Raw genomic sequence first — 16,608 nt, forward strand, 5'->3', positions numbered from 1 at the left:
GATGGAGGTGTTCTCAGCGAGCGTAGAGATAGGCAGCCAGGTCGCGCGCTTCCTTTTCGGATATGCCGGTGGCCGGCATTGCCGTCTTTGGAGAATAGGTCTGAGGCGCGACGATCCAGTCGACGAGATTGTCGGCCGAATTGTTGAGGACACCGGCGATATAAACCCGCTCTCGCAGGCCGGAAAGATCGCCGCCGACCTTGCCGTCGGCACCTTCGATCCCGGGGATGGTATGACATCCGCTGCATCCGTATCGGCGAAAGATCACCGGCGCTCGGGCCGGGTCGCCTTTTGTCAAGGCGATGGCTGCGGCTTGCCTTTCGGATCGTCCCCGAAAGAAGTCGGTCATCGCCAATGCCGCGGCCAGGCTAAGCGCACATGCGCCAATGAGGATGACCGGACGAAGAGACCTACTGAGCGACGATGTCTGTTCCACCTGCGCCTCCCTTTCCAGAATCCCTGATCCAAAGGGCCGCCAACGCCAGCGCCACAGCCGCGTAGATGATCCCTGCGGGCACCCACATTACCAGGCCCGCAATCTGCTGGTCTTCGAGCGGCGAGAGGCCCCAGTTCGCTGAGCCTCGCGTCTGCAGGCCATAGAGCACGTTTGGCGAAAGCGCGATGAGGGCGCCGAGAACGCTCATATGCAGCATGGTCAAAAAGAGGTGCCATGCGGCAAGACCTCTATTGGTCTTCCAGATGACAGACCACCAGAACAGGATGGCGGTTGCGAAAAAACAAAGATGCTGCAGGCGGTGGAGGGAAACGCTTTCGATCGCTGCGTCGAAGAGAACCGGCGCGTGCCATGCCCAGATCGCAATGCCATGGACCAACGTTGCAGCCGTGCCGCGGCTGAGGAAATTCCAGGTCCTGCGCACCGTCTTTGTGGCAATTGCCCGTCCGGCCTCGCGACTGATCGTCTTTGGAAGCCCCCAAAGCAGCATCGCTGCCGGGCGCGCCAAGACGATGAGCGGCGCTGAAACCGCCATGACCAGTTCGTGCTCGACCATATGGACGGTAAACAGCTGCTCTCCCAGCCAATGCAGCGGCGAGACAAGCGCACCGGCAAGAACGAGCCAGCCAAGCCAGAAGGCCAAACTCCGACGCGCGAAGTCACGGCGGCCAGCAGGAGACCGCGTCCGGAAGCGAAGGCTGCCGCTGGCATAGAGGATTGCGCTGAGCCCAAGTGGCCCAATTATCCAGGGATCGGCCGTCCATGCAAGCGAGGTCGAATGCGCATGGCCCTCATGCGCAACCGCCGGCTGGCTTGCTGCCAAGGTCAGAAAAAATACGATCGCGCTTCCTGTTCTCATAGCCGGGGCACCCAATAGATGCATCCGTAAAGGGGAAGCCAGGTCAGGACGACGAAGTTCCAGTAGAGCGCGTTGTCCTCGACGTCGCCGTAGCGCCGGGCATTGTCTCCGTGCTTTGAAAACATCAAACAGGCAAGAACGACCGTGTCGACGATGTCGGTGACGATGTGGGTCGTATGCAGGCCGAGCAGGGTCCAGACGATCGATCCATAGGCGTTGTCGTCCCAGCTGATATGAAGCGCAGGAAATTCGAAGGCGCGGGGTATGAGGGCTAGAAGGCCGAGAATGGCCATGACCACCAGTCCCGCCCGTACCTTGCGGAGGTCCCTCTGCTTTGCCCATCGCGATACGAGCATGTTCGGCACCACGCTTAAAAGAAGCAGCAAGGTCAGGATCGTGCCGGCAAGAAGGTCCGGAGGCGGGGCTTTGATCGGCCACTGTGGCGCCAGGCTCATCAGGTAGAAATAGACCGCGATTGCCAGGGCAAAGCCCGTGCCTTCGATCAGCATGAAGGCGCTGGTGCCCCAGAAGGTCAGGCTCGCGCTGCCCATGCCATGCGGGGGAAGTTTTGACAGATCGAGCGCTATACGTTCCTTCACGACTCGTCCTCCGGCGTTTGCTTCGGCCAGAACCACCCGGTCAGCGTGATCGCCACGGGGATGGCTCCCCAGACGACCGCCCAGGGGCTGAAGATCGAGGCAATCAGCATGATGCTCGTGGCGATGGCTGCCAGAAATGGCCAGATGGAATCGGCCGGCGAGGATTCCCGGGCTTCCGGTTCGCCTGCTGTGACGCTGCTGACGACCAGTTCACGCCGGTCGAGCCGCAATCCCGTTGCCACCGGTAGCGCCTCACCCGACGTCCAGAGCGGCTCGAGGGATTCGACTACAGGAATGTGCCGGAAGTTATAAGGCGGCGGGGGCGAGGGCATTGCCCATTCCAATGTCGAGGCGTTCCATGGATTGGGGCCGGCCGGAGGCCCATGTCGGACACTACGCAGGACGTCGATGAAGAAGACGAGAAAGCCAGCCGCCAGGATGACGGCACTGAGGCTGACGAAGAGGTTGAGACCCGCCCAGGGCAGCTCTGGCGGATAGGTGTAGACGCGCCGCGGCATGCCTTGCAGGCCCAGCATATGCATCGGGAAGAAGGTGAGGTGGAAGCCTGTGAAGATCAGCCCGAAGGCCCAGCGGCCAAGCCTCTCGCTCATCATCCGGCCGGTCATCTTCGGGAACCAATAATAGATCGCTCCAATGAGCGGGAAGACCGAACCTCCGATCAGCACATAATGAAAATGGGCCACGACAAAATAGGTGTCATGGACCTGCGTATCGAAGGGCACCGATGCCACCATGACGCCGGTCAACCCGCCGATGACGAAGGTAATGAGGAAGCCGATGATGAACAGCATCGGTGTCTTGAAGATGGGGCGGCCATCCCAAAGCGTAGCCAGCCAGCAGAAGATCTGGGTGCCTGCAGGAATGGCGATTGCCATGCTCGATGCAGTGAAGAAACTGCTGCCGACGCGCGGCAGCCCGGCCACGAACATGTGGTGCACCCATAGACCGAAGGCGAGGACACCGGTTGCAATCATCGCCAGCACCAGCGGCAAATAGCCGAAGGTCGGGCGTTGCGTGAAGGTCGAGATCATCGCCGAGACCATGCCGACGGCAGGCAGGAAGATGATATAGACCTCCGGATGCCCGAAGAACCAGAACAGATGCTGCCAGAGAAGGGCGTCGCCGCCTTCTGACGGATTGAAGAACTGCGTGCCGACCAGCCGGTCGAGAATGAGCGACGAGCTGGCGAGCATGATCGCCGGCATTGCCATGATGACCAGAAAGGCGGTGACAAGCATCGACCAGACGAAGATCGGGATCCGGTCGAGCGACATGCCGGGCGCCCGCAATTTGAAGACCGTCACGACGATCTCGACGGCAACGGCAAGGGCTGAGACCTCCGTGAAGGTGATCATCTGGGCCCAGATGTCTGCCCGCTTGCCCGGACCATATTGGGGGCCCGCTAGTGGCACGTAAGCAAACCATCCAACATCGGGGGCAGTGTCGAGTGCCAGCGAAGTCCACAAAAGCAACCCGCCGGCGAGAAAGATCCAGTAGGAGAAGGCATTCAACCTGGGAAAGGCGATGTTGCGGGTGCCAACCATCAGGGGAACCAGATAGACCGCCATCGCCTCCATCACCGGCACGGCAAACAGGAACATCATGTTGCTCCCGTGTACGGTGAAGATCTGGTTGTAACGGTCTGCGCTGATGAAGCGGGCCTCGGGGAAGGCGAGCTGGAGGCGCATGGCCAACGCCAGGACGCCGCCGAGCATCAGAAACACGAAGGCTGTGGCAATATAACGCCGGCCGATGATCTTGTGGTCAACGGTTGAGAGCGCCGCGAGCACGCCTGCCGGCGTCGACCAGGTGCGCCGGAGCAAGGCTTCGGCCTTTTCGTCGCCGGCAGCCAGATCGGCAGGTGAGGGCGTTTTACCAAACCATGTCATTGGAGCCCCTTCATATAGGCGCTCAGCTGGCGCAGCTCTTCGCTTGTGACGGGGACCAGCGGCATGTTGTTTCCCGGCTTCAGGGTTTGCGGATCGGCAATCCATGCTGAAATCGATCCCCGCGTATTGTCCAGCAATCCCGCGCCGATCGTGCTCCGGCTGCCGATATGGGTAAGGTCGGGGCCTGTGGTGCCGACTGCCTCCGTGCCGCGGATCGTATGGCAGGCGGCGCAGGGCTTGCTCATGAACACGAGCTTTCCCGCCGCCGCTTCTCCATCAGTCGGCGCGGTGGCTAGCCCCCTTTGCACGTCGAGCCATCGAGCATAGTCTGCCGGCTCCTCGGCGATAACCAGCAATGCCATATGGCTATGCTGCAGGCCGCAGAATTCGGCGCATTGGCCGCGGTAGACGCCCGGTTTGGCGGCATTCAGCGTCAGCACATTTTCACGTCCGGGGACCAGGTCCTGCTTACCGGTGAGGTTCGGCACCCAGAAGGAATGGATGACATCGCTTGCCTCCAGGCGCAGGCGAACGTCTGTCCCAACCGGGATATGGAGCTCGTTGGCGGTCTGGAAGGTCTTTGCAGGATCGGCGTCGAGATAGGAGAACTGCCACCACCATTGCTGGCCGCGCACGAGGATCGTCGGCGGATCAGCCTTCCCGCGATCGAGGCTCGGCGTTGCGTAGAAGCTGGCGGCTGTCAGGAAGGTAATGACGAGGAACGTTGCAACGACTGCGCCGGCGACGACCCTGCCCATGGAACGCTCGGTCTGTGGTCTGCCAGCGGGCTCGTTTCTTCCACGAACGAGAGCCCAGGTCATGACGCCCATCACCAGCACGAAGGCGACGCCGCAGACTGCGAGGAACAGAAATATAAGGTTTTCGATAGCCAAGGCGGACGGTCCGTCCGCATCGAGCGCCGATTGCGCGCCGGCACAACCAGAGAGTAACAGCACGCATGCCGGGGCGATTTTCAAGGCTGGACACCTCGATCCGAGCGGAGGCCGGCCGGTCCTTCCTCAAAAAGTCCCGCGGCCGGTGCGCGGTTCTCGGACGGTCTGGTATGCTTGTCGTCATTCCGGCTGGGCGCAGTGTAAGGAGCGGAATAGGCACCGATCGTCCTGACATAGCCGGCGAGCTGCCAGATCTGGTCGCTCGTCATCTTGTTCCCGAAGGGTGGCATGCCGTGGGGCCGGCCGTCGCGAACGGATGCCACGACCGACACCATTTCAGAACCGTAGAACCACCACCCGTCGAGAAAGGAGGGACCGGTTCCACCGCGTCCATCTCCATGGCAACTAGAGCAGCCGAACCAGGAATAAAGACGCTTACCCTGGCTCAGATCATAGGCGGTCCCCTCATAGGGTTTTTTAAGCGCGAAATAGACATCCGGCGGCGTGCCGCCGATGCGGTCGGGCATCAGCTTGAACTGATCGAGTGCTGAGGTGACCGGCGGATCGGCCCGGTATTGGCGGGGGTGTCGTGCCCAGCCGATTGTCGCGCCGATCAGCAGCATGCAGAGAAGCGTCCCTGCCGCAAGCCAATGGAAACGTCTGGTCTCGCTCATCGCCGTAGCTCGTGGATCAGGATGGCGAAGGGGTGTCGGAGAGGCAGAGGCTTATCGGCAACAGCTTATAGGATGGCGTCTTTGCCTTGGCGTCATGATGGGCCAGCGGAAAAAGCGGGTTGGCTTCCGGGTAATAGGCCGCGCAGCATCCCTTCGGCATGTCGTGCCGGGCGATCCTGAAGCCGGTGACACGGCGCGCCGTGGCGTAGTCGATAGCGGTGGTCAGGTCCACCAAGTCGCCGTCCTTAAAACCCAGCCGCTCGATGTCTTCTTCGTTCATGAAAATGACCTTTCTGGTGCCATCCACGCCGCGGTAGCGGTCGCCGTAACCGTAGATCGTCGTGTTGAACTGGTCGTTCGAGCGCAACGTAGCGAGATTGAGAACCTCGCCGGCGGCCGGGTTGATGTCGAACGCCGGAAAGAGCTGCGGCGGCGTTATGAAATTGGCTTTCTTGTTGGATGTGGCGAATTTGCGCTGCCGGGCCGGCACCGGCCGCGGAAAGCCGCCCGGCTGGAACATGCGTTTGTTGAAGTCTCTGAAGGTTTCAGGATAGGTAACTTCGATCGCATCGCGAATTTTCGAATAATCGCCGACCCATTCGTCCCAGGGGACCTGGCCCTTTGTCAGCGTTGCTTTTGCAATGCCGGCGATGATCGCAGGCTCCGAAAGCAGCTCCTTGCTTGCGGGCTTTGCCCTTCCTCGCGATCCGTGGAAATGCGCCACCGAGCTTTCGATGGAGACGGCCTGCGGGCCGCTTGCCTGTTCGTCGATCTCAAGCCGGCCGAGACAGGGCAAGAGATAGGCGATCTCGCCATGGATGACATGGCTGCGGTTAAGCTTGGTGGCGATCTGAACGCTCAGTCGCAGCTTTCGCCATCCTTCTTCCATCGCGTCCGTTTCCGGGACGGCGCGCAGGAAATTACCGCCAAGGCTGACAAAGGCCTTGGCTTCGCCTTGCATGATTGCCTTGCAGGTGTCGACGGTCGAGCGACCCTCCCAGGTCGGCGGCTCGAACTGGTAGAGTTCCGAGAGCTTGTCGAGAGGCGCAAGACCCGGCTTTTCCGTTATCCCCACCGTGCGCTGACCCTGAACGTTCGAGTGACCTCGCACAGCACAGATATTGGCGCCGGGTTTGCCGATATTTCCGCGTAAAAGAGCGAGATTGGCAACCATATGAACATTCTGGACGCCCATCACATGCTGGGTCAGCCCCATGCCGTAAATCATCAGCACGGCTTCGGCCTTGGCATAGGTGTGTGCTGCCTGGGTCATCTGCGCGCGGGTCAGACCAGACACGCGCTCCAACTCCGCCCAGTCGTGTCCGCGCGCAGCAGCGGCGAATTCTTCGAAACCCGCAGTGTGTGTCTGGATGAAATCATGATCCAGCACATGCCTCTTGTCAGCTGCCGCCATCGAGGCGGCAAAGGCGACCGTTGCGGCATTTGACGGATCTTTTGGCACGGCATCGGTGCCAGCGACCTTACTCATGCCAGATGCCTTCAGGGCATCGTCAGCTTCGATCAGCGCCTTGCAGACGCCGAAGAGTGCTGCAATGTCGCCACCGTTCCGCACCTGGTAATATTCCGAGGAGATCGGCGTCGAGCGGCCAGTCAGCATCTGGCTCGGCATTTGCGGGTTGATGAAATGTTCGAGGCCTGGTTCACGCAACGGGTTGAAGGTGACGATCTTTACGCCTCTGTCGACTGCATCCTGCAGGTCGTGAAGCATCCTCGGCGAGGAGGTGTTGACGTTCTGGGCCATATAAAAAATGCAGTCGCAGTTTTCGAAATCGGAAAGGATCGCCGTCCCGACGGCGGATCCGATACTCTCCGGCAGCGCGACCGAGGAGCTTTCGTGACACATGTTTGAGGAGTCGGGCAGGTTGTTGCTGCCGAAGATGCGGGCAAACAGCTGGTACATGTAGGCCGTTTCCAGGGATGCCCGTCCAGACGTGTAAAAATCCACCTGCTGCGGAGCAAGCGACCGAAGCTCGCTGCCGATTTCTTCGAAGGCTTCGGCCCAGCTCACCGGCTCGTATTTGTCGGTTTCGTTGTTCCACCGCATCGGGTGGGTGAGGCGGCCTTGCTCCTCAAGATCGTGATCGCTCCACCCTTCGAGCTCCTGCAAGGTATGGGCTGCGAAAAAAGCGCGGTCGGCACGCCGGCTGGTGATCTCCCAGGCTGTGGCCTTTGCACCGTTTTCGCAAAATTCCATCGGATGAGGCTTGGCAGGCTTGGCCCAGGCGCAGCTGACGCACATATAGCCGTCGGCTTTGTTTTGATGGGCAAGCAGCGACGGTCCGGATCGCGGCACGTGCTCGCGCAGAAGGATCTCTCCGGTCGATCGGGCGGCTCCCCAACCGCCTGCTGCATGGCTGCCTTTACCGATTTTAGGACGATTTTTTGATCTCGCTGACATTTTCGCCTCTCGACAATTTCTGCGCAGGAATTCCCGACCGACATTCCGTCACGTCGAACTCCAACAGAGACCAAACTGTTCCATCCGGAGGCATCGGATCGCTTAATGCGTCGTCGACATGCTCGGCGGGGAGCGATCAGTTGAGGCGAGCGGAAAACCCGGCCTTGGACTGCTTCACGGCATTCAAGATGTCGGAAAGCCTTGCGTGCAGGTCTGGGGCCTATCGACTGGCCGGCAGGACGTTCAGTCGTAGTTATCTCCGAGCATAGACAGCAAAGACCCGCGGGCGCGGTTGACGCGGCTTTTCAAAGTCCCGATCCGGCACCCGCACATCCGCGCAGCGTCCTCGTAGCTCGTTCCGGTCGCCACCAGTATCAGCGCGCGGCGCCTGTCGTCTGGAAGTTGCGTCAGCGCTTGTTCAAGCTCGCGCTCGCGCAGTGCCCACTCTTGGCTCGGCGCAATCGACACCTGTTCCATTGCCGCTTCCATTGCGGTCGGCTCGCGTTTCTGTCGGCGGTAGTTGGTGCAAAACGTATTTCGCATGATGGTGAACAGCCAGGATTTGAGAGAGGTGCCTGGTCGGTAGAGGTGGAGCGAGTTCAATGCCTTTACCAGCGTTTCCTGCACAAGATCATCGATATCGTCTTCGCTGCGCAGGAACCTTCGGGCAAAGGCGCGCAACGCCGTCGTCAACTGTACGATCTCCGCTTCGAGGGCGGGCTTGGCTTTACAATTTGACGCTGAGTTTATTGGGAATGAGGTCTTCATTTTTCCCTCCTATGATGAGAAGGAAAGCTCGGCTGAAGCTCTTCGTTGCTGTACGATAACGGACCAAAGTCCGGACCGATGTCGGCATTCAAGGGAGATCGGCGGCCGCAGCACGAATAACTGCAGAAGCGCCACATCGTTGCCATGGCGATGCAGCGTGGTCGGCCAGCCACAACGGCTTAGCTATACGACAGGGCCGTTGGGGCCGGATGCCAAAATGAGGTGTGCGCTGTCGTGCGATGGATGAAGGTGGCTGTGTGGGCCCAGCAGACGCACCGCTGGAAAAGCAGAGGGGGCAGAAGCAAGGCAGATCAGCTCTTACGTCGCCGTCAAGCGGAAGCAGTGGCTGAACTATTTCAGGAGTACCGCTTCGCTGGCTCAGTGGCTTTACGCTTCCACCTCGCCGTAAAGCTGGCCGCACATTGTCAGCGAACGTCGCATCGCTGCCACGCGCTGTTCGGCATCTTCAGCCGAATAGGCCCATATTTCGCTCGCCCAGCTCTTTCCGCCCATATCGTATTGCAGAGCAAACCTGTAGAGCTTTCGATTATCGCCATCCGTGGTCACGAAGGCGGCATCGGGAGCGTCTCGATTATTTCTTACTCTGCTGAAAATCAGGACGTTCAAGACATGCTCCTCCGCTAGATGTCAATGGTGCGGCACCGGTAGACGCTGCCCTGCAAAAACCTAACCAGGCCGCCTGGCTTTCGTTCCCTCCGATGCGCCATCCTTGGACGCGACCGTCCAGCCGGAGTCTCAACGATCGCCTCCACTTGGGTATAGGCGCAACCGTCTTTGCGGTTGGGATCCGTCGCGCGGACCAGACGCGGCGCAATAGGTCCGCGAAAATCGACGATACCGCGTATCTTCAGGCGCAAGAGCATCCTCCCGGACAGGATATTTGGGACGCGTGGCCAAAAGTCGAATCCTGTTCTACGTCAACAGTCAGAACATGACGTCGCGCAGTAGCTTCGTATCCTCTGGCCGGTCCTGTCGAGCATCGTGTCGGTCATGGTTATCCCCGGCTGGCAATATGGCGCATCGAAGCATTGAAGGATCGACGAAGCCTCTGCTTCGATGCGGCGGCAATGACGAGCTTGGCGAAACGCTGAGACTACTTGGTCTTTGCGGCGCTCAACGCACTTCCTTCGTGGTCCACGCCCGATGCCAAAACGGCCAGCTGAACCGTCCATGTTGAGGTTATGGATCAATGAGGGAACGATTTGCCGCTCACATAGTTCGGGTGCCTCGCAGGCGTGAGCGCGGAGCTAATCGATGGGAAAAGAGGCTGGGCGGAGGAAGCTGATGTTGAGGCTCCCCGAGCTCCGTGGTGCATTGGCCGATCAATATAGTGAGGCGTTGGGCGAGATTTTTGAGGCTTATGATCTCGCTACCAATGCTCTCGAACGCTTCCAAAAGCAACATCCAGGGCAACAGACATTGATCAACGAATACGAACAGATTTGCCGGGAAATAGAGCAGGAGGTCGTGGGTCTATTGCTAAAAAAAACCGAGCCTTGAAAACGATGCGGATGGATCCTCGAAAACGGATCACCCAAGCCTAGCATCACGGGGGCCCGGAAGGGCGCCTTTCCGTGCGTTACTTCTCTTAAAGCTACCGCACCGAATGATCGAGCCCATGAGGTGGCGCTTTAACGGCCGTCGGATTTCGGGAAGGTGCCCTCGAGGCGGGTCGACTTCATCGCAGGAGGAAAATGATTGCCTCTAGCGAGTGAGAAGATTGCACCGATGCAGCCGGGCTGACGGTCCGCAGTTCGTGTCACCAGAAAACCGCTGCAGGTCTTTTTGCTGCACGCCATCGGGACCTTTTTGCGCCGCCAACGTTGCCTTCCAGGGAGAAGAGGAGAACGAGATGTCATCAAAAGCCACCACCGCCAAGCAGCGCGATATCCAGACTGAGGTCGAAAGGGCCGACGCGAAAGCGAAATCGAAGGCGACCGGCGCGATGCAGGCCGGCGCTCGGCCCTATCCCGAACCACCATTTCCAAAAGTACATCAGGAAAAGCCCGGCTCGGAGGCCGATCTTCCGCTCGCCCCGATGTACGACGCGCCGTTCTACGAAGGCTCGGGAAAGCTCAAAGACAAGGTCGCCCTCATAACAGGTGGCGATTCCGGCATCGGCCGTTCCGTTGCGATCCTGTTTGCAAGGGAGGGCGCCGACATCGCCATCGTTCACCTCGACGAGGATCAGGATGCCGCGGACACGAAAGCGGCTATCGAAAAGGAGGGCCGCCAATGCCTGGTCATCAAGGGCGACGTGAAGGATCCGAAGTCCTGCCGCGATGCTGTCGAAAGGACTGCCAAGCACTTCTCACGCCTCGATATACTCGTAAACAATGCCGCGTTCCAGGTCCATACGGCTGACATCGAGGACCTGACCGACGAGCACTTTGATGAGACGCTGAAGACCAACCTTTACGGCTACTTTTACATGGCGAAGGCGGCAATACCTTACCTTAAGAACGGGTCAGCGATTATTAACACTGGATCGGTCACCGGACTGGAAGGCTCTACGGAACTGCTGGACTACTCGATGACGAAGGGTGGTATCCACGCTTTCACCAAGGCTCTTTCAAGCCAACTCGTTCCAAAGGGCATCCGCGTCAACGCTGTCGCGCCGGGGCCTGTCTGGACACCTTTGAATCCTTCGGACAAGCAGGCCGATGACGTTGTGAAATTCGGCAGTCAGACGCCAATGAAGCGTGCGGCGCAACCCGAGGAGATCGCGCCCGCCTACGTCTTCCTCGCCTCCCCGCAGATGTCGAGCTACATCACCGGCGAGATTTTGCCGATCGTCGGCGGATATTGAGGCCGGCGATGGCGATGTTCTATTTCCAACTGCTCGATCATGAAGGCGTTCGCCCAATGGAAATGGCGTACGAGTTCGATTCGACCGAAGCGGCGATCAAAGAGGCGCGAAGGGCCCTGTCCGAAATGGCGGCGGAGGGTCTGCCGGCCAGCGACTGCAAGATGCTGTCCATCGAAGTCTTCGACGCACAACGCAACCCCATCCGTGAAATCAGGCTTGTTCTCGAGGAGATCGACAAGTCTACGGGTACATCTTGAGGAGATTTAATATGGTCACCAACCGCAACGATCCCGAAGCGCCGAGGGTCACGGAAACCGCTACCGAAGCCAGGCAAGGGAGCTACGGAAAGCCCGTGTTCGCCGTTCTTGTCTTCGGCATTCTACTCGCATTGCTGGCATGGGGCGCCGTTGAAATATGGGGCGAGAGCATCGATCGAGATGCGAAGCCGACCGCATCGACGACGCCCGATCCGATCAACGCGCAGCCTTCCGGCGCGGGTACCTTTGACAACAACGCCGCCGCCGGCAGCAGCCGGCCGCCCGAGGCCACGGACCGGTCTCCGAGCCCGAGCGGTAATGGCGGTGGCCCGACGCAGGTTACGACGCCCGCGGGGACGGAAAAGACCCGGTAGCCAACGTCGGTTGCGGTCGGTTCGATCAAACCCGGAACCCCGCAGCGTGCGTCATTGCAAATGGACCGAGCAGGACCGCCGCTAACGCACAAGATCTGTGAGGACCAAGGCGCCCGGAGGGCCAGATTAAAGATCACTGGCACCCAACCGAGGAGCAGCGCGAGGCCACAGAGCGGCAGGGCGCAGACGTAACCGATGCGAAAAACATCATGACTCCGGCGAATTCAACGACGGCAGACACAAGAAGGTGGCAGACGACCTTCCACCCTCGGCGGCTGCTCGGACTGAAAGACGTCGGGACCACCACTCATTGCGGATTCAGTGTGCCCTTCGCGTACAATCAAAATTTATTGGGAACATGATCTTCTCATCAAAGTTCACTCCCCGAGGTCATCAAGGTCTCAAGGAGGAATACATCATGGCATCCACAGACACATCGCACTCCAAAGGCGGCTCTAAGTCGGGCGCAGCCAAGAGCGCTTCGTCGGCAAAGACAGGCGCCTCGTCAGGCAAGCAGGGCGGTTCCCACGAGCAGCACGTCAAAGCCGGCGAGCAGAGCCACAAGAACTCGAAGTAATTTCAATCCTTCATGCGAATGTCCTCGAAGGGCGCGGATTAATCCGCGCCCGAACTGCATCAGCGATTGGCGGAGCCACCTCGTCGAGCTTGACGGAGGGTTCGCGTTCCTGACACGCAGCCTTCTGAGTTCGTCGACAGCGGCGACTTTTTCGTCCCCCAGCCAGAGCGTCGCCTCGTCAAAAGAGCCGCAGATCCCAGTCTTTCAAGAAGCGGGATGGGCATTGGTCATAGCCATACTATACCCGCAGCGCTCGCCTTCGAGGGGTATGGTTTCTCCGCCTTGCATCGAAGCAGCGACGGCAACGTCGATGCCGAAACCAACCGAACGGCTGAAGTTTCAGCGCTGGGGCCACGCCATGACCCGAAAGAATGTACGATACAGGACGCTCCGCCTGGCGCTGGAACAAGACGTCCCGAACCCCGTTCCCTGATCTCCCTAACAAAAGGAGAACGACATGGTCACGATGGTAGGTAACGAGGCGGACATCAAGGATCTCGTGAAGAACCTGCTGTACCTCGAGCACGACGCGATCGCCGCGTATGACTCCTGCATTGAGCGCCTCGACAGCCGGCAATTCGCCAGCCAGATCTCCGTTTTCAAGGAAGACCACCTGCAGCACGTTCAGGTCCTCACAGCAATGGCACGGGAACTCGGTATCGAAGCTCCGACAGAAGGGGACATGAAGCAGATGCTGACGACGGGCAAGATCGCGCTAGCCGACCTCATGGGCGACGCCGCGGTCTTGAAAGCGATGAAGACGAACGAAGACGACACGGTGACTGCCTACGAGCGGGCGATCCGCCATGAGGATGCGATCCCCGCCTCGAAGGCGTTCTTCATGAAGGCTCATCAGGACGAGGAGAAACACAGGTCCTGGATGGAGACGACAGCCAAGATGCTCTGATTTTGACAATGGCCCGAACCAACGAGCCTGCGGCCGTCCAATCGCGCGAGGGCGCTCCCGATATCGGGTCGAGCGCCCTCGGCTTGTCCGGCAATCTTGAGCGAGGGCAATTGACTGAACACTCGTTGATCATCTTACTCCATGGCATAGGCGCGTCTGGGGCACAGCTTATGCCGCTGGCCTCTTCCTGGATCACCGGCCTCCCCAACGCCCGCTTCGCGGCACCGGACGCTCCCTTCCATCATCATCGCTACGGACATCAGTGGTTCAGCGTCGAGGGGCAATCCGCTTGCCCAAGACCGCATTGTCGCGGTCAGAGAGGCATTCGATAGCGTAATCACCGACGTCGCCCGGCGGGAAGGCTTCGGAAACGCCCATGACCGGACCGCCTTCGTCGGTCTCTCCCAGGGAGCCATCGTTGCCCTCGACGCGGTTGCCTCAGGTCGCTGGCAGATCGGAGCTCTCGTCGGATTTTCCGGCCTTCTTCCGCCACAGCCGGTTTCGCCAGCAAGCAGGCACGTGCCCGTTCTTCTCGTGCACGGCGAGGATGATAGGACAATCCCGCCGCTCGCTTCCAGGCTCGCCGCCGCCCAGCTCGGAACGGCCGGCTTCAAGGTCGAGCTGCACGTCGAGCGGGGAACAGGTCACACGATTTCCACCGCCGGCGCGCAGAAGGCGTTATCTTTCCTCAAGAAGTCGCTGCTTTAAGTTCGAGAGAAACCTGGTCGATCCGACGTGACGGGCGCGCTCGGTCGTCTGAACCCCGAAGAGCGATCGATCCTTTGGCACTACTTGCTGAACGCCTGCCCCCGCTATGCTGGGCTTCGTATCGGTCACATCCTCTTAAATTCGCCGGCACTACCCCTCTAGCGAAAAGCGAAGGTGGACGACCACGTCCGTGGCCGAGGCCACAGCAGCGATCATCGCCCGTCTGGATCAAGTGAGAAACCCGACCGCCACCGCTAGAACGTTGGTATTCGCTTCGGTTGACGACTTAGCGCCAAAGGCATCATCAGCTTGGGGTCGGAGTATCTCGACTGGTTGCTGCTCCGCTTTTCAACGCATCAACCTCCTCCGAAAGCCGATCCTTGATCTCGTCGTGAGCGTCCGATGCCACACTGGCTGCGCGTTCGAAGAGGTCCGATGCAGCGGCTGCTCCTCGATCGACAAGCTCGGAGGCCTGAGCGCCGATCGTTTGCTTGGCAGCATCTGCGGCTTCTCCCGCGAACCTATCTTCCGTCTCGGTGCTTGGGAGTGCAGCGCCAATAGCAGCTCCGACAGCAAAGGCCAGCGCTCCTCCAACCAGAGGTTGATCTCGAAACTGGGTGAGGATCAATTTGTTGAGGTCGGTGGCCTGTTCCTGTAGATTTGTCGCAGCGGAAGTGGTTCGGCTGGTCATTGAGCTGGCCGTCCCTGCCGCCCTTCCTGCAAGGTCTTGGGCCGTCGTCTTAACCTGCTCCAACTTTTCCGCAGCCCAGCCGGATGCCGCGTCGAACATCGCTCCTGTCTCGTCGACTATTTGATCGACTTGTTTTCCGCTCGCATCGACAAAACCGCGATAGGTTTTGCCTGTCTCGTCCATGAAATGGCCGGCGCGGCGTCCCGTTTCGTCGGTGAGCGCTTTCAATTGCCGTCCAGAGCCGTCGCTGAAATGACTGTATCGCACGCCCCCGATCGATGTGGGCGGACCGAGGCGACGGACCGGACCTTGAACAGGATAGAGTTCATATTCCGGTTCCTGTGAAGAAGCAGGTGCGGCCGTCGACGGGGCCCCTTTGGCCATCAGCCAGGCTAGACTGACGCCCATCAGCGCCACAGGCAGGGGATTTTCTTTAAAGGTCCGCCCAAGGTTTCCGACGAACTCGCTGCCTCCGCTATTCCTCGCGTAAGCCAGAACCTCATCTACCAGTTGCCCGGGCGACATTCGTTCCTGGATAGCGTCTATGCGATCTCCAAGCCGCTGCCGATCTCGCTCAATTTCTCGCTGGAGCTCAGCGGATGTTTTGTCTGGAGAGGTTTCCATCATAGTTTATCCTTCACGGTTTGCACGTCGCGGCCAAGCGAAGTGGTGGTTCGTTCGAGCGTCAGGTTGTTGCGTCGGAAGACAGCGAGACCGCGTGCGATCATGATCCATGCAATAAGCCCGATCACGACGCCGACGGCTGCGGACGCCAGTGCATTGGCAGTCGGCTCGGCAAACCCTTGAGCCACAAGGAATGCCGCGACACCGCCAACGATCGCGCTTAGCAGGACGCCGACGGCCCCAATTGCCAGAACTAAGCCAATGAGGAGGATTTCGACGCCGTTCAAAGCATCCGATAGTTTCTCGGTCGCTTCAGTCTTGGCCAGGTCGATCTCCTTGCGCAGCAGACCAGTAACATCGCGAAGAAGTCCGCTGACCAATTCGGACAGCGGCGTGTTTTCAGGGGTTTTAGCCATTTGGAGTGCCCTCGCTTGTAGAAACCGATCTTACTGTTTCCGAGGGTCCGGTCGGTCGAGCTTGATTGCTTCGTTTCGCAGACGCGATCAAAAACCGGCTTGCGGTTAACCCCGCAAGCGCTGCGATCCCGAGAAAAGCCATTGGCTGCTTGCGCCCGAAATTTTCGGCCAGGGTAGCCATCTCGCCGAGGTCCTTGCCCTCGATCCTTTTGGCAACATCGGCAAGGCTGCGACCGATTTCGCGGGCGTAGCGGCCGATGTGTCGCTGATCAGCCCCCTCCAGTTCTGCCCCGACCCTCTCGAGAGCTGTTGCTATGCCGCTCACCTGATGGGCGGCATAGTGGGTCTGCTCGGAAACCACCTCGTCGACCTTCTCGATGACGGCGCCGGAGCCCTCCTTGATCATATCCGTCGTCGAGTTGACATCCTCGTTGAGTTTGTTTTTCAGGTCAGTGACTGGTGAGGCGTTCGCAGACGGACTGCGATCACCTGCCGGAACGGAAAAATCGTCTGTCATCGGGGGCTCCATGGCGTTTGATCCTTGTGGGCGCCCAACCTCGACCTTCTAGCTTTGTTCCCGGTGACGGACTTCCAGAGTCCACAAAAATACGTTGCGCCGCGACCCGGAGGGAGACGGGTATGCTTCAG

Annotated in this window: 20 protein-coding genes; 8 read left to right on the forward strand and 12 right to left on the reverse strand. The window is 59.6% G+C overall.

Translation table 11 applies throughout. The features are described 5' to 3' along the window. Window positions 1-13: 13 nt before the first annotated feature. The 9 genes from CO657_RS35670 to CO657_RS35710 form a co-directional block, all read right to left on the reverse strand. The gene (locus CO657_RS35670) at window positions 14-349 is read right to left on the reverse strand and encodes a c-type cytochrome (protein WP_245293012.1); all 336 of its coding nucleotides are present in this window, start codon (window positions 347-349) and stop codon (window positions 14-16) included. Window positions 350-410: 61 nt separating this feature from the next. Further along, on the reverse strand, window positions 411-1,313 hold the full coding sequence (locus CO657_RS35675) for a cytochrome c oxidase assembly protein (RefSeq protein ID WP_054184934.1): 903 nt from the start codon (window positions 1,311-1,313) through the stop codon (window positions 411-413). Next, window positions 1,310-1,912, reverse strand: a complete 603-nt coding sequence (locus CO657_RS35680; RefSeq protein ID WP_054184933.1) for a cytochrome c oxidase subunit 3 — start codon at window positions 1,910-1,912, stop codon at window positions 1,310-1,312. The genes CO657_RS35675 and CO657_RS35680 overlap by 4 nt, the downstream gene beginning before the upstream one ends. Next, window positions 1,909-3,822 (reverse strand): cytochrome c oxidase subunit I, encoded by a 1,914-nt coding sequence (gene ctaD, locus CO657_RS35685; RefSeq protein WP_054184932.1) that lies wholly within the window; start codon window positions 3,820-3,822, stop codon window positions 1,909-1,911. The genes CO657_RS35680 and ctaD overlap by 4 nt, the downstream gene beginning before the upstream one ends. Then, a complete protein-coding gene (gene coxB / locus CO657_RS35690) occupies window positions 3,819-4,799 on the reverse strand; it encodes a cytochrome c oxidase subunit II (RefSeq protein WP_054184931.1) in 981 nt (326 codons plus the stop codon). The genes ctaD and coxB overlap by 4 nt, the downstream gene beginning before the upstream one ends. Further along, a complete protein-coding gene (locus CO657_RS35695) occupies window positions 4,796-5,389 on the reverse strand; it encodes a c-type cytochrome (protein WP_054184930.1) in 594 nt (197 codons plus the stop codon). The genes coxB and CO657_RS35695 overlap by 4 nt, the downstream gene beginning before the upstream one ends. Window positions 5,390-5,405: 16 nt before the next feature. Then, window positions 5,406-7,808: an FdhF/YdeP family oxidoreductase gene (locus CO657_RS35700; protein ID WP_054184929.1), complete on the reverse strand. Its 2,403-nt coding sequence runs from the start codon at window positions 7,806-7,808 to the stop codon at window positions 5,406-5,408. A gap of 243 nt (window positions 7,809-8,051) precedes the next feature. Beyond that, the gene (locus tag CO657_RS35705; protein ID WP_054184928.1) at window positions 8,052-8,576 is read right to left on the reverse strand and encodes a sigma-70 family RNA polymerase sigma factor; all 525 of its coding nucleotides are present in this window, start codon (window positions 8,574-8,576) and stop codon (window positions 8,052-8,054) included. A gap of 387 nt (window positions 8,577-8,963) precedes the next feature. After that, complete coding sequence (locus CO657_RS35710; protein ID WP_054184927.1) at window positions 8,964-9,203, reverse strand: hypothetical protein; 240 nt, start codon at window positions 9,201-9,203, stop codon at window positions 8,964-8,966. A gap of 648 nt (window positions 9,204-9,851) precedes the next feature. Between CO657_RS35710 and CO657_RS35715 the strand changes: the two genes are divergently transcribed. The 8 genes from CO657_RS35715 (at window position 9,852) to CO657_RS38020 (ending at window position 14,229) form a co-directional block, all read left to right on the forward strand. Next, complete coding sequence (locus CO657_RS35715) at window positions 9,852-10,097, forward strand: hypothetical protein (RefSeq protein ID WP_054184926.1); 246 nt, start codon at window positions 9,852-9,854, stop codon at window positions 10,095-10,097. A 352-nt stretch (window positions 10,098-10,449) separates the two neighbouring features. Further along, on the forward strand, window positions 10,450-11,406 hold the full coding sequence (locus tag CO657_RS35720) for an SDR family oxidoreductase (RefSeq protein ID WP_054184925.1): 957 nt from the start codon (window positions 10,450-10,452) through the stop codon (window positions 11,404-11,406). An 8-nt stretch (window positions 11,407-11,414) separates the two neighbouring features. After that, window positions 11,415-11,663, forward strand: a complete 249-nt coding sequence (locus CO657_RS35725; RefSeq protein WP_054184924.1) for a DUF6894 family protein — start codon at window positions 11,415-11,417, stop codon at window positions 11,661-11,663. Window positions 11,664-11,674: 11 nt separating this feature from the next. Further along, on the forward strand, window positions 11,675-12,037 hold the full coding sequence (locus CO657_RS35730; RefSeq protein ID WP_054184923.1) for a hypothetical protein: 363 nt from the start codon (window positions 11,675-11,677) through the stop codon (window positions 12,035-12,037). A gap of 418 nt (window positions 12,038-12,455) precedes the next feature. Continuing rightward, the gene (locus CO657_RS37025; RefSeq protein WP_164918709.1) at window positions 12,456-12,614 is read left to right on the forward strand and encodes a hypothetical protein; all 159 of its coding nucleotides are present in this window, start codon (window positions 12,456-12,458) and stop codon (window positions 12,612-12,614) included. A gap of 457 nt (window positions 12,615-13,071) precedes the next feature. Beyond that, window positions 13,072-13,521: a DUF2383 domain-containing protein gene (locus tag CO657_RS35735; protein ID WP_054184922.1), complete on the forward strand. Its 450-nt coding sequence runs from the start codon at window positions 13,072-13,074 to the stop codon at window positions 13,519-13,521. An 8-nt stretch (window positions 13,522-13,529) separates the two neighbouring features. Further along, a complete protein-coding gene (locus CO657_RS38015; RefSeq protein ID WP_280950497.1) occupies window positions 13,530-13,853 on the forward strand; it encodes an alpha/beta hydrolase in 324 nt (107 codons plus the stop codon). Between the two features lie 82 nt (window positions 13,854-13,935). Beyond that, window positions 13,936-14,229 (forward strand): alpha/beta hydrolase, encoded by a 294-nt coding sequence (locus CO657_RS38020; RefSeq protein WP_280950499.1) that lies wholly within the window; start codon window positions 13,936-13,938, stop codon window positions 14,227-14,229. 304 nt (window positions 14,230-14,533) lie between these two features. On the opposite strand, the gene CO657_RS35745 is transcribed toward CO657_RS38020, so the two are convergent. Genes CO657_RS35745 through CO657_RS35755 form a run of 3 tightly spaced genes read right to left on the reverse strand, consistent with a single transcriptional unit; the run spans window position 14,534 to window position 16,477 of the window. Continuing rightward, window positions 14,534-15,544 (reverse strand): DUF3618 domain-containing protein, encoded by a 1,011-nt coding sequence (locus tag CO657_RS35745; protein ID WP_054185006.1) that lies wholly within the window; start codon window positions 15,542-15,544, stop codon window positions 14,534-14,536. Next, the gene (locus tag CO657_RS35750; RefSeq protein WP_054184921.1) at window positions 15,544-15,960 is read right to left on the reverse strand and encodes a phage holin family protein; all 417 of its coding nucleotides are present in this window, start codon (window positions 15,958-15,960) and stop codon (window positions 15,544-15,546) included. Before CO657_RS35750 ends, CO657_RS35745 begins: the two co-directional genes overlap by 1 nt. Next, the gene (locus tag CO657_RS35755) at window positions 15,953-16,477 is read right to left on the reverse strand and encodes a hypothetical protein (protein ID WP_054185005.1); all 525 of its coding nucleotides are present in this window, start codon (window positions 16,475-16,477) and stop codon (window positions 15,953-15,955) included. The genes CO657_RS35750 and CO657_RS35755 overlap by 8 nt, the downstream gene beginning before the upstream one ends. Between the last annotated feature and the right edge of the window lie 131 nt (window positions 16,478-16,608).

Source organism: Rhizobium acidisoli, assembly GCF_002531755.2.
GTDB lineage: Bacteria > Pseudomonadota > Alphaproteobacteria > Rhizobiales > Rhizobiaceae > Rhizobium > Rhizobium acidisoli.

What these genes read in the sequence shown, in the direction of transcription:
- CO657_RS35670 (WP_245293012.1), bottom strand. Translation starts at nt 349, where the DNA reads ATGACCGACTTCTTTCGGGGACGATCCGAAAGGCAAGCCGCAGCCATC.
- CO657_RS35675 (WP_054184934.1), bottom strand. Translation starts at nt 1,313, where the DNA reads ATGAGAACAGGAAGCGCGATCGTATTTTTTCTGACCTTGGCAGCAAGC.
- ctaD (WP_054184932.1), bottom strand. Translation starts at nt 3,822, where the DNA reads ATGACATGGTTTGGTAAAACGCCCTCACCTGCCGATCTGGCTGCCGGC.
- CO657_RS35695 (WP_054184930.1), bottom strand. Translation starts at nt 5,389, where the DNA reads ATGAGCGAGACCAGACGTTTCCATTGGCTTGCGGCAGGGACGCTTCTC.
- CO657_RS35700 (WP_054184929.1), bottom strand. Translation starts at nt 7,808, where the DNA reads ATGTCAGCGAGATCAAAAAATCGTCCTAAAATCGGTAAAGGCAGCCAT.
- CO657_RS35705 (WP_054184928.1), bottom strand. Translation starts at nt 8,576, where the DNA reads ATGAAGACCTCATTCCCAATAAACTCAGCGTCAAATTGTAAAGCCAAG.
- CO657_RS35715 (WP_054184926.1), top strand. Translation starts at nt 9,852, where the DNA reads ATGGGAAAAGAGGCTGGGCGGAGGAAGCTGATGTTGAGGCTCCCCGAG.
- CO657_RS35720 (WP_054184925.1), top strand. Translation starts at nt 10,450, where the DNA reads ATGTCATCAAAAGCCACCACCGCCAAGCAGCGCGATATCCAGACTGAG.
- CO657_RS35725 (WP_054184924.1), top strand. Translation starts at nt 11,415, where the DNA reads ATGGCGATGTTCTATTTCCAACTGCTCGATCATGAAGGCGTTCGCCCA.
- CO657_RS35730 (WP_054184923.1), top strand. Translation starts at nt 11,675, where the DNA reads ATGGTCACCAACCGCAACGATCCCGAAGCGCCGAGGGTCACGGAAACC.
- CO657_RS37025 (WP_164918709.1), top strand. Translation starts at nt 12,456, where the DNA reads ATGGCATCCACAGACACATCGCACTCCAAAGGCGGCTCTAAGTCGGGC.
- CO657_RS35735 (WP_054184922.1), top strand. Translation starts at nt 13,072, where the DNA reads ATGGTCACGATGGTAGGTAACGAGGCGGACATCAAGGATCTCGTGAAG.
- CO657_RS38015 (WP_280950497.1), top strand. Translation starts at nt 13,530, where the DNA reads ATGGCCCGAACCAACGAGCCTGCGGCCGTCCAATCGCGCGAGGGCGCT.
- CO657_RS35745 (WP_054185006.1), bottom strand. Translation starts at nt 15,544, where the DNA reads ATGGAAACCTCTCCAGACAAAACATCCGCTGAGCTCCAGCGAGAAATT.
- CO657_RS35750 (WP_054184921.1), bottom strand. Translation starts at nt 15,960, where the DNA reads ATGGCTAAAACCCCTGAAAACACGCCGCTGTCCGAATTGGTCAGCGGA.
- CO657_RS35755 (WP_054185005.1), bottom strand. Translation starts at nt 16,477, where the DNA reads ATGACAGACGATTTTTCCGTTCCGGCAGGTGATCGCAGTCCGTCTGCG.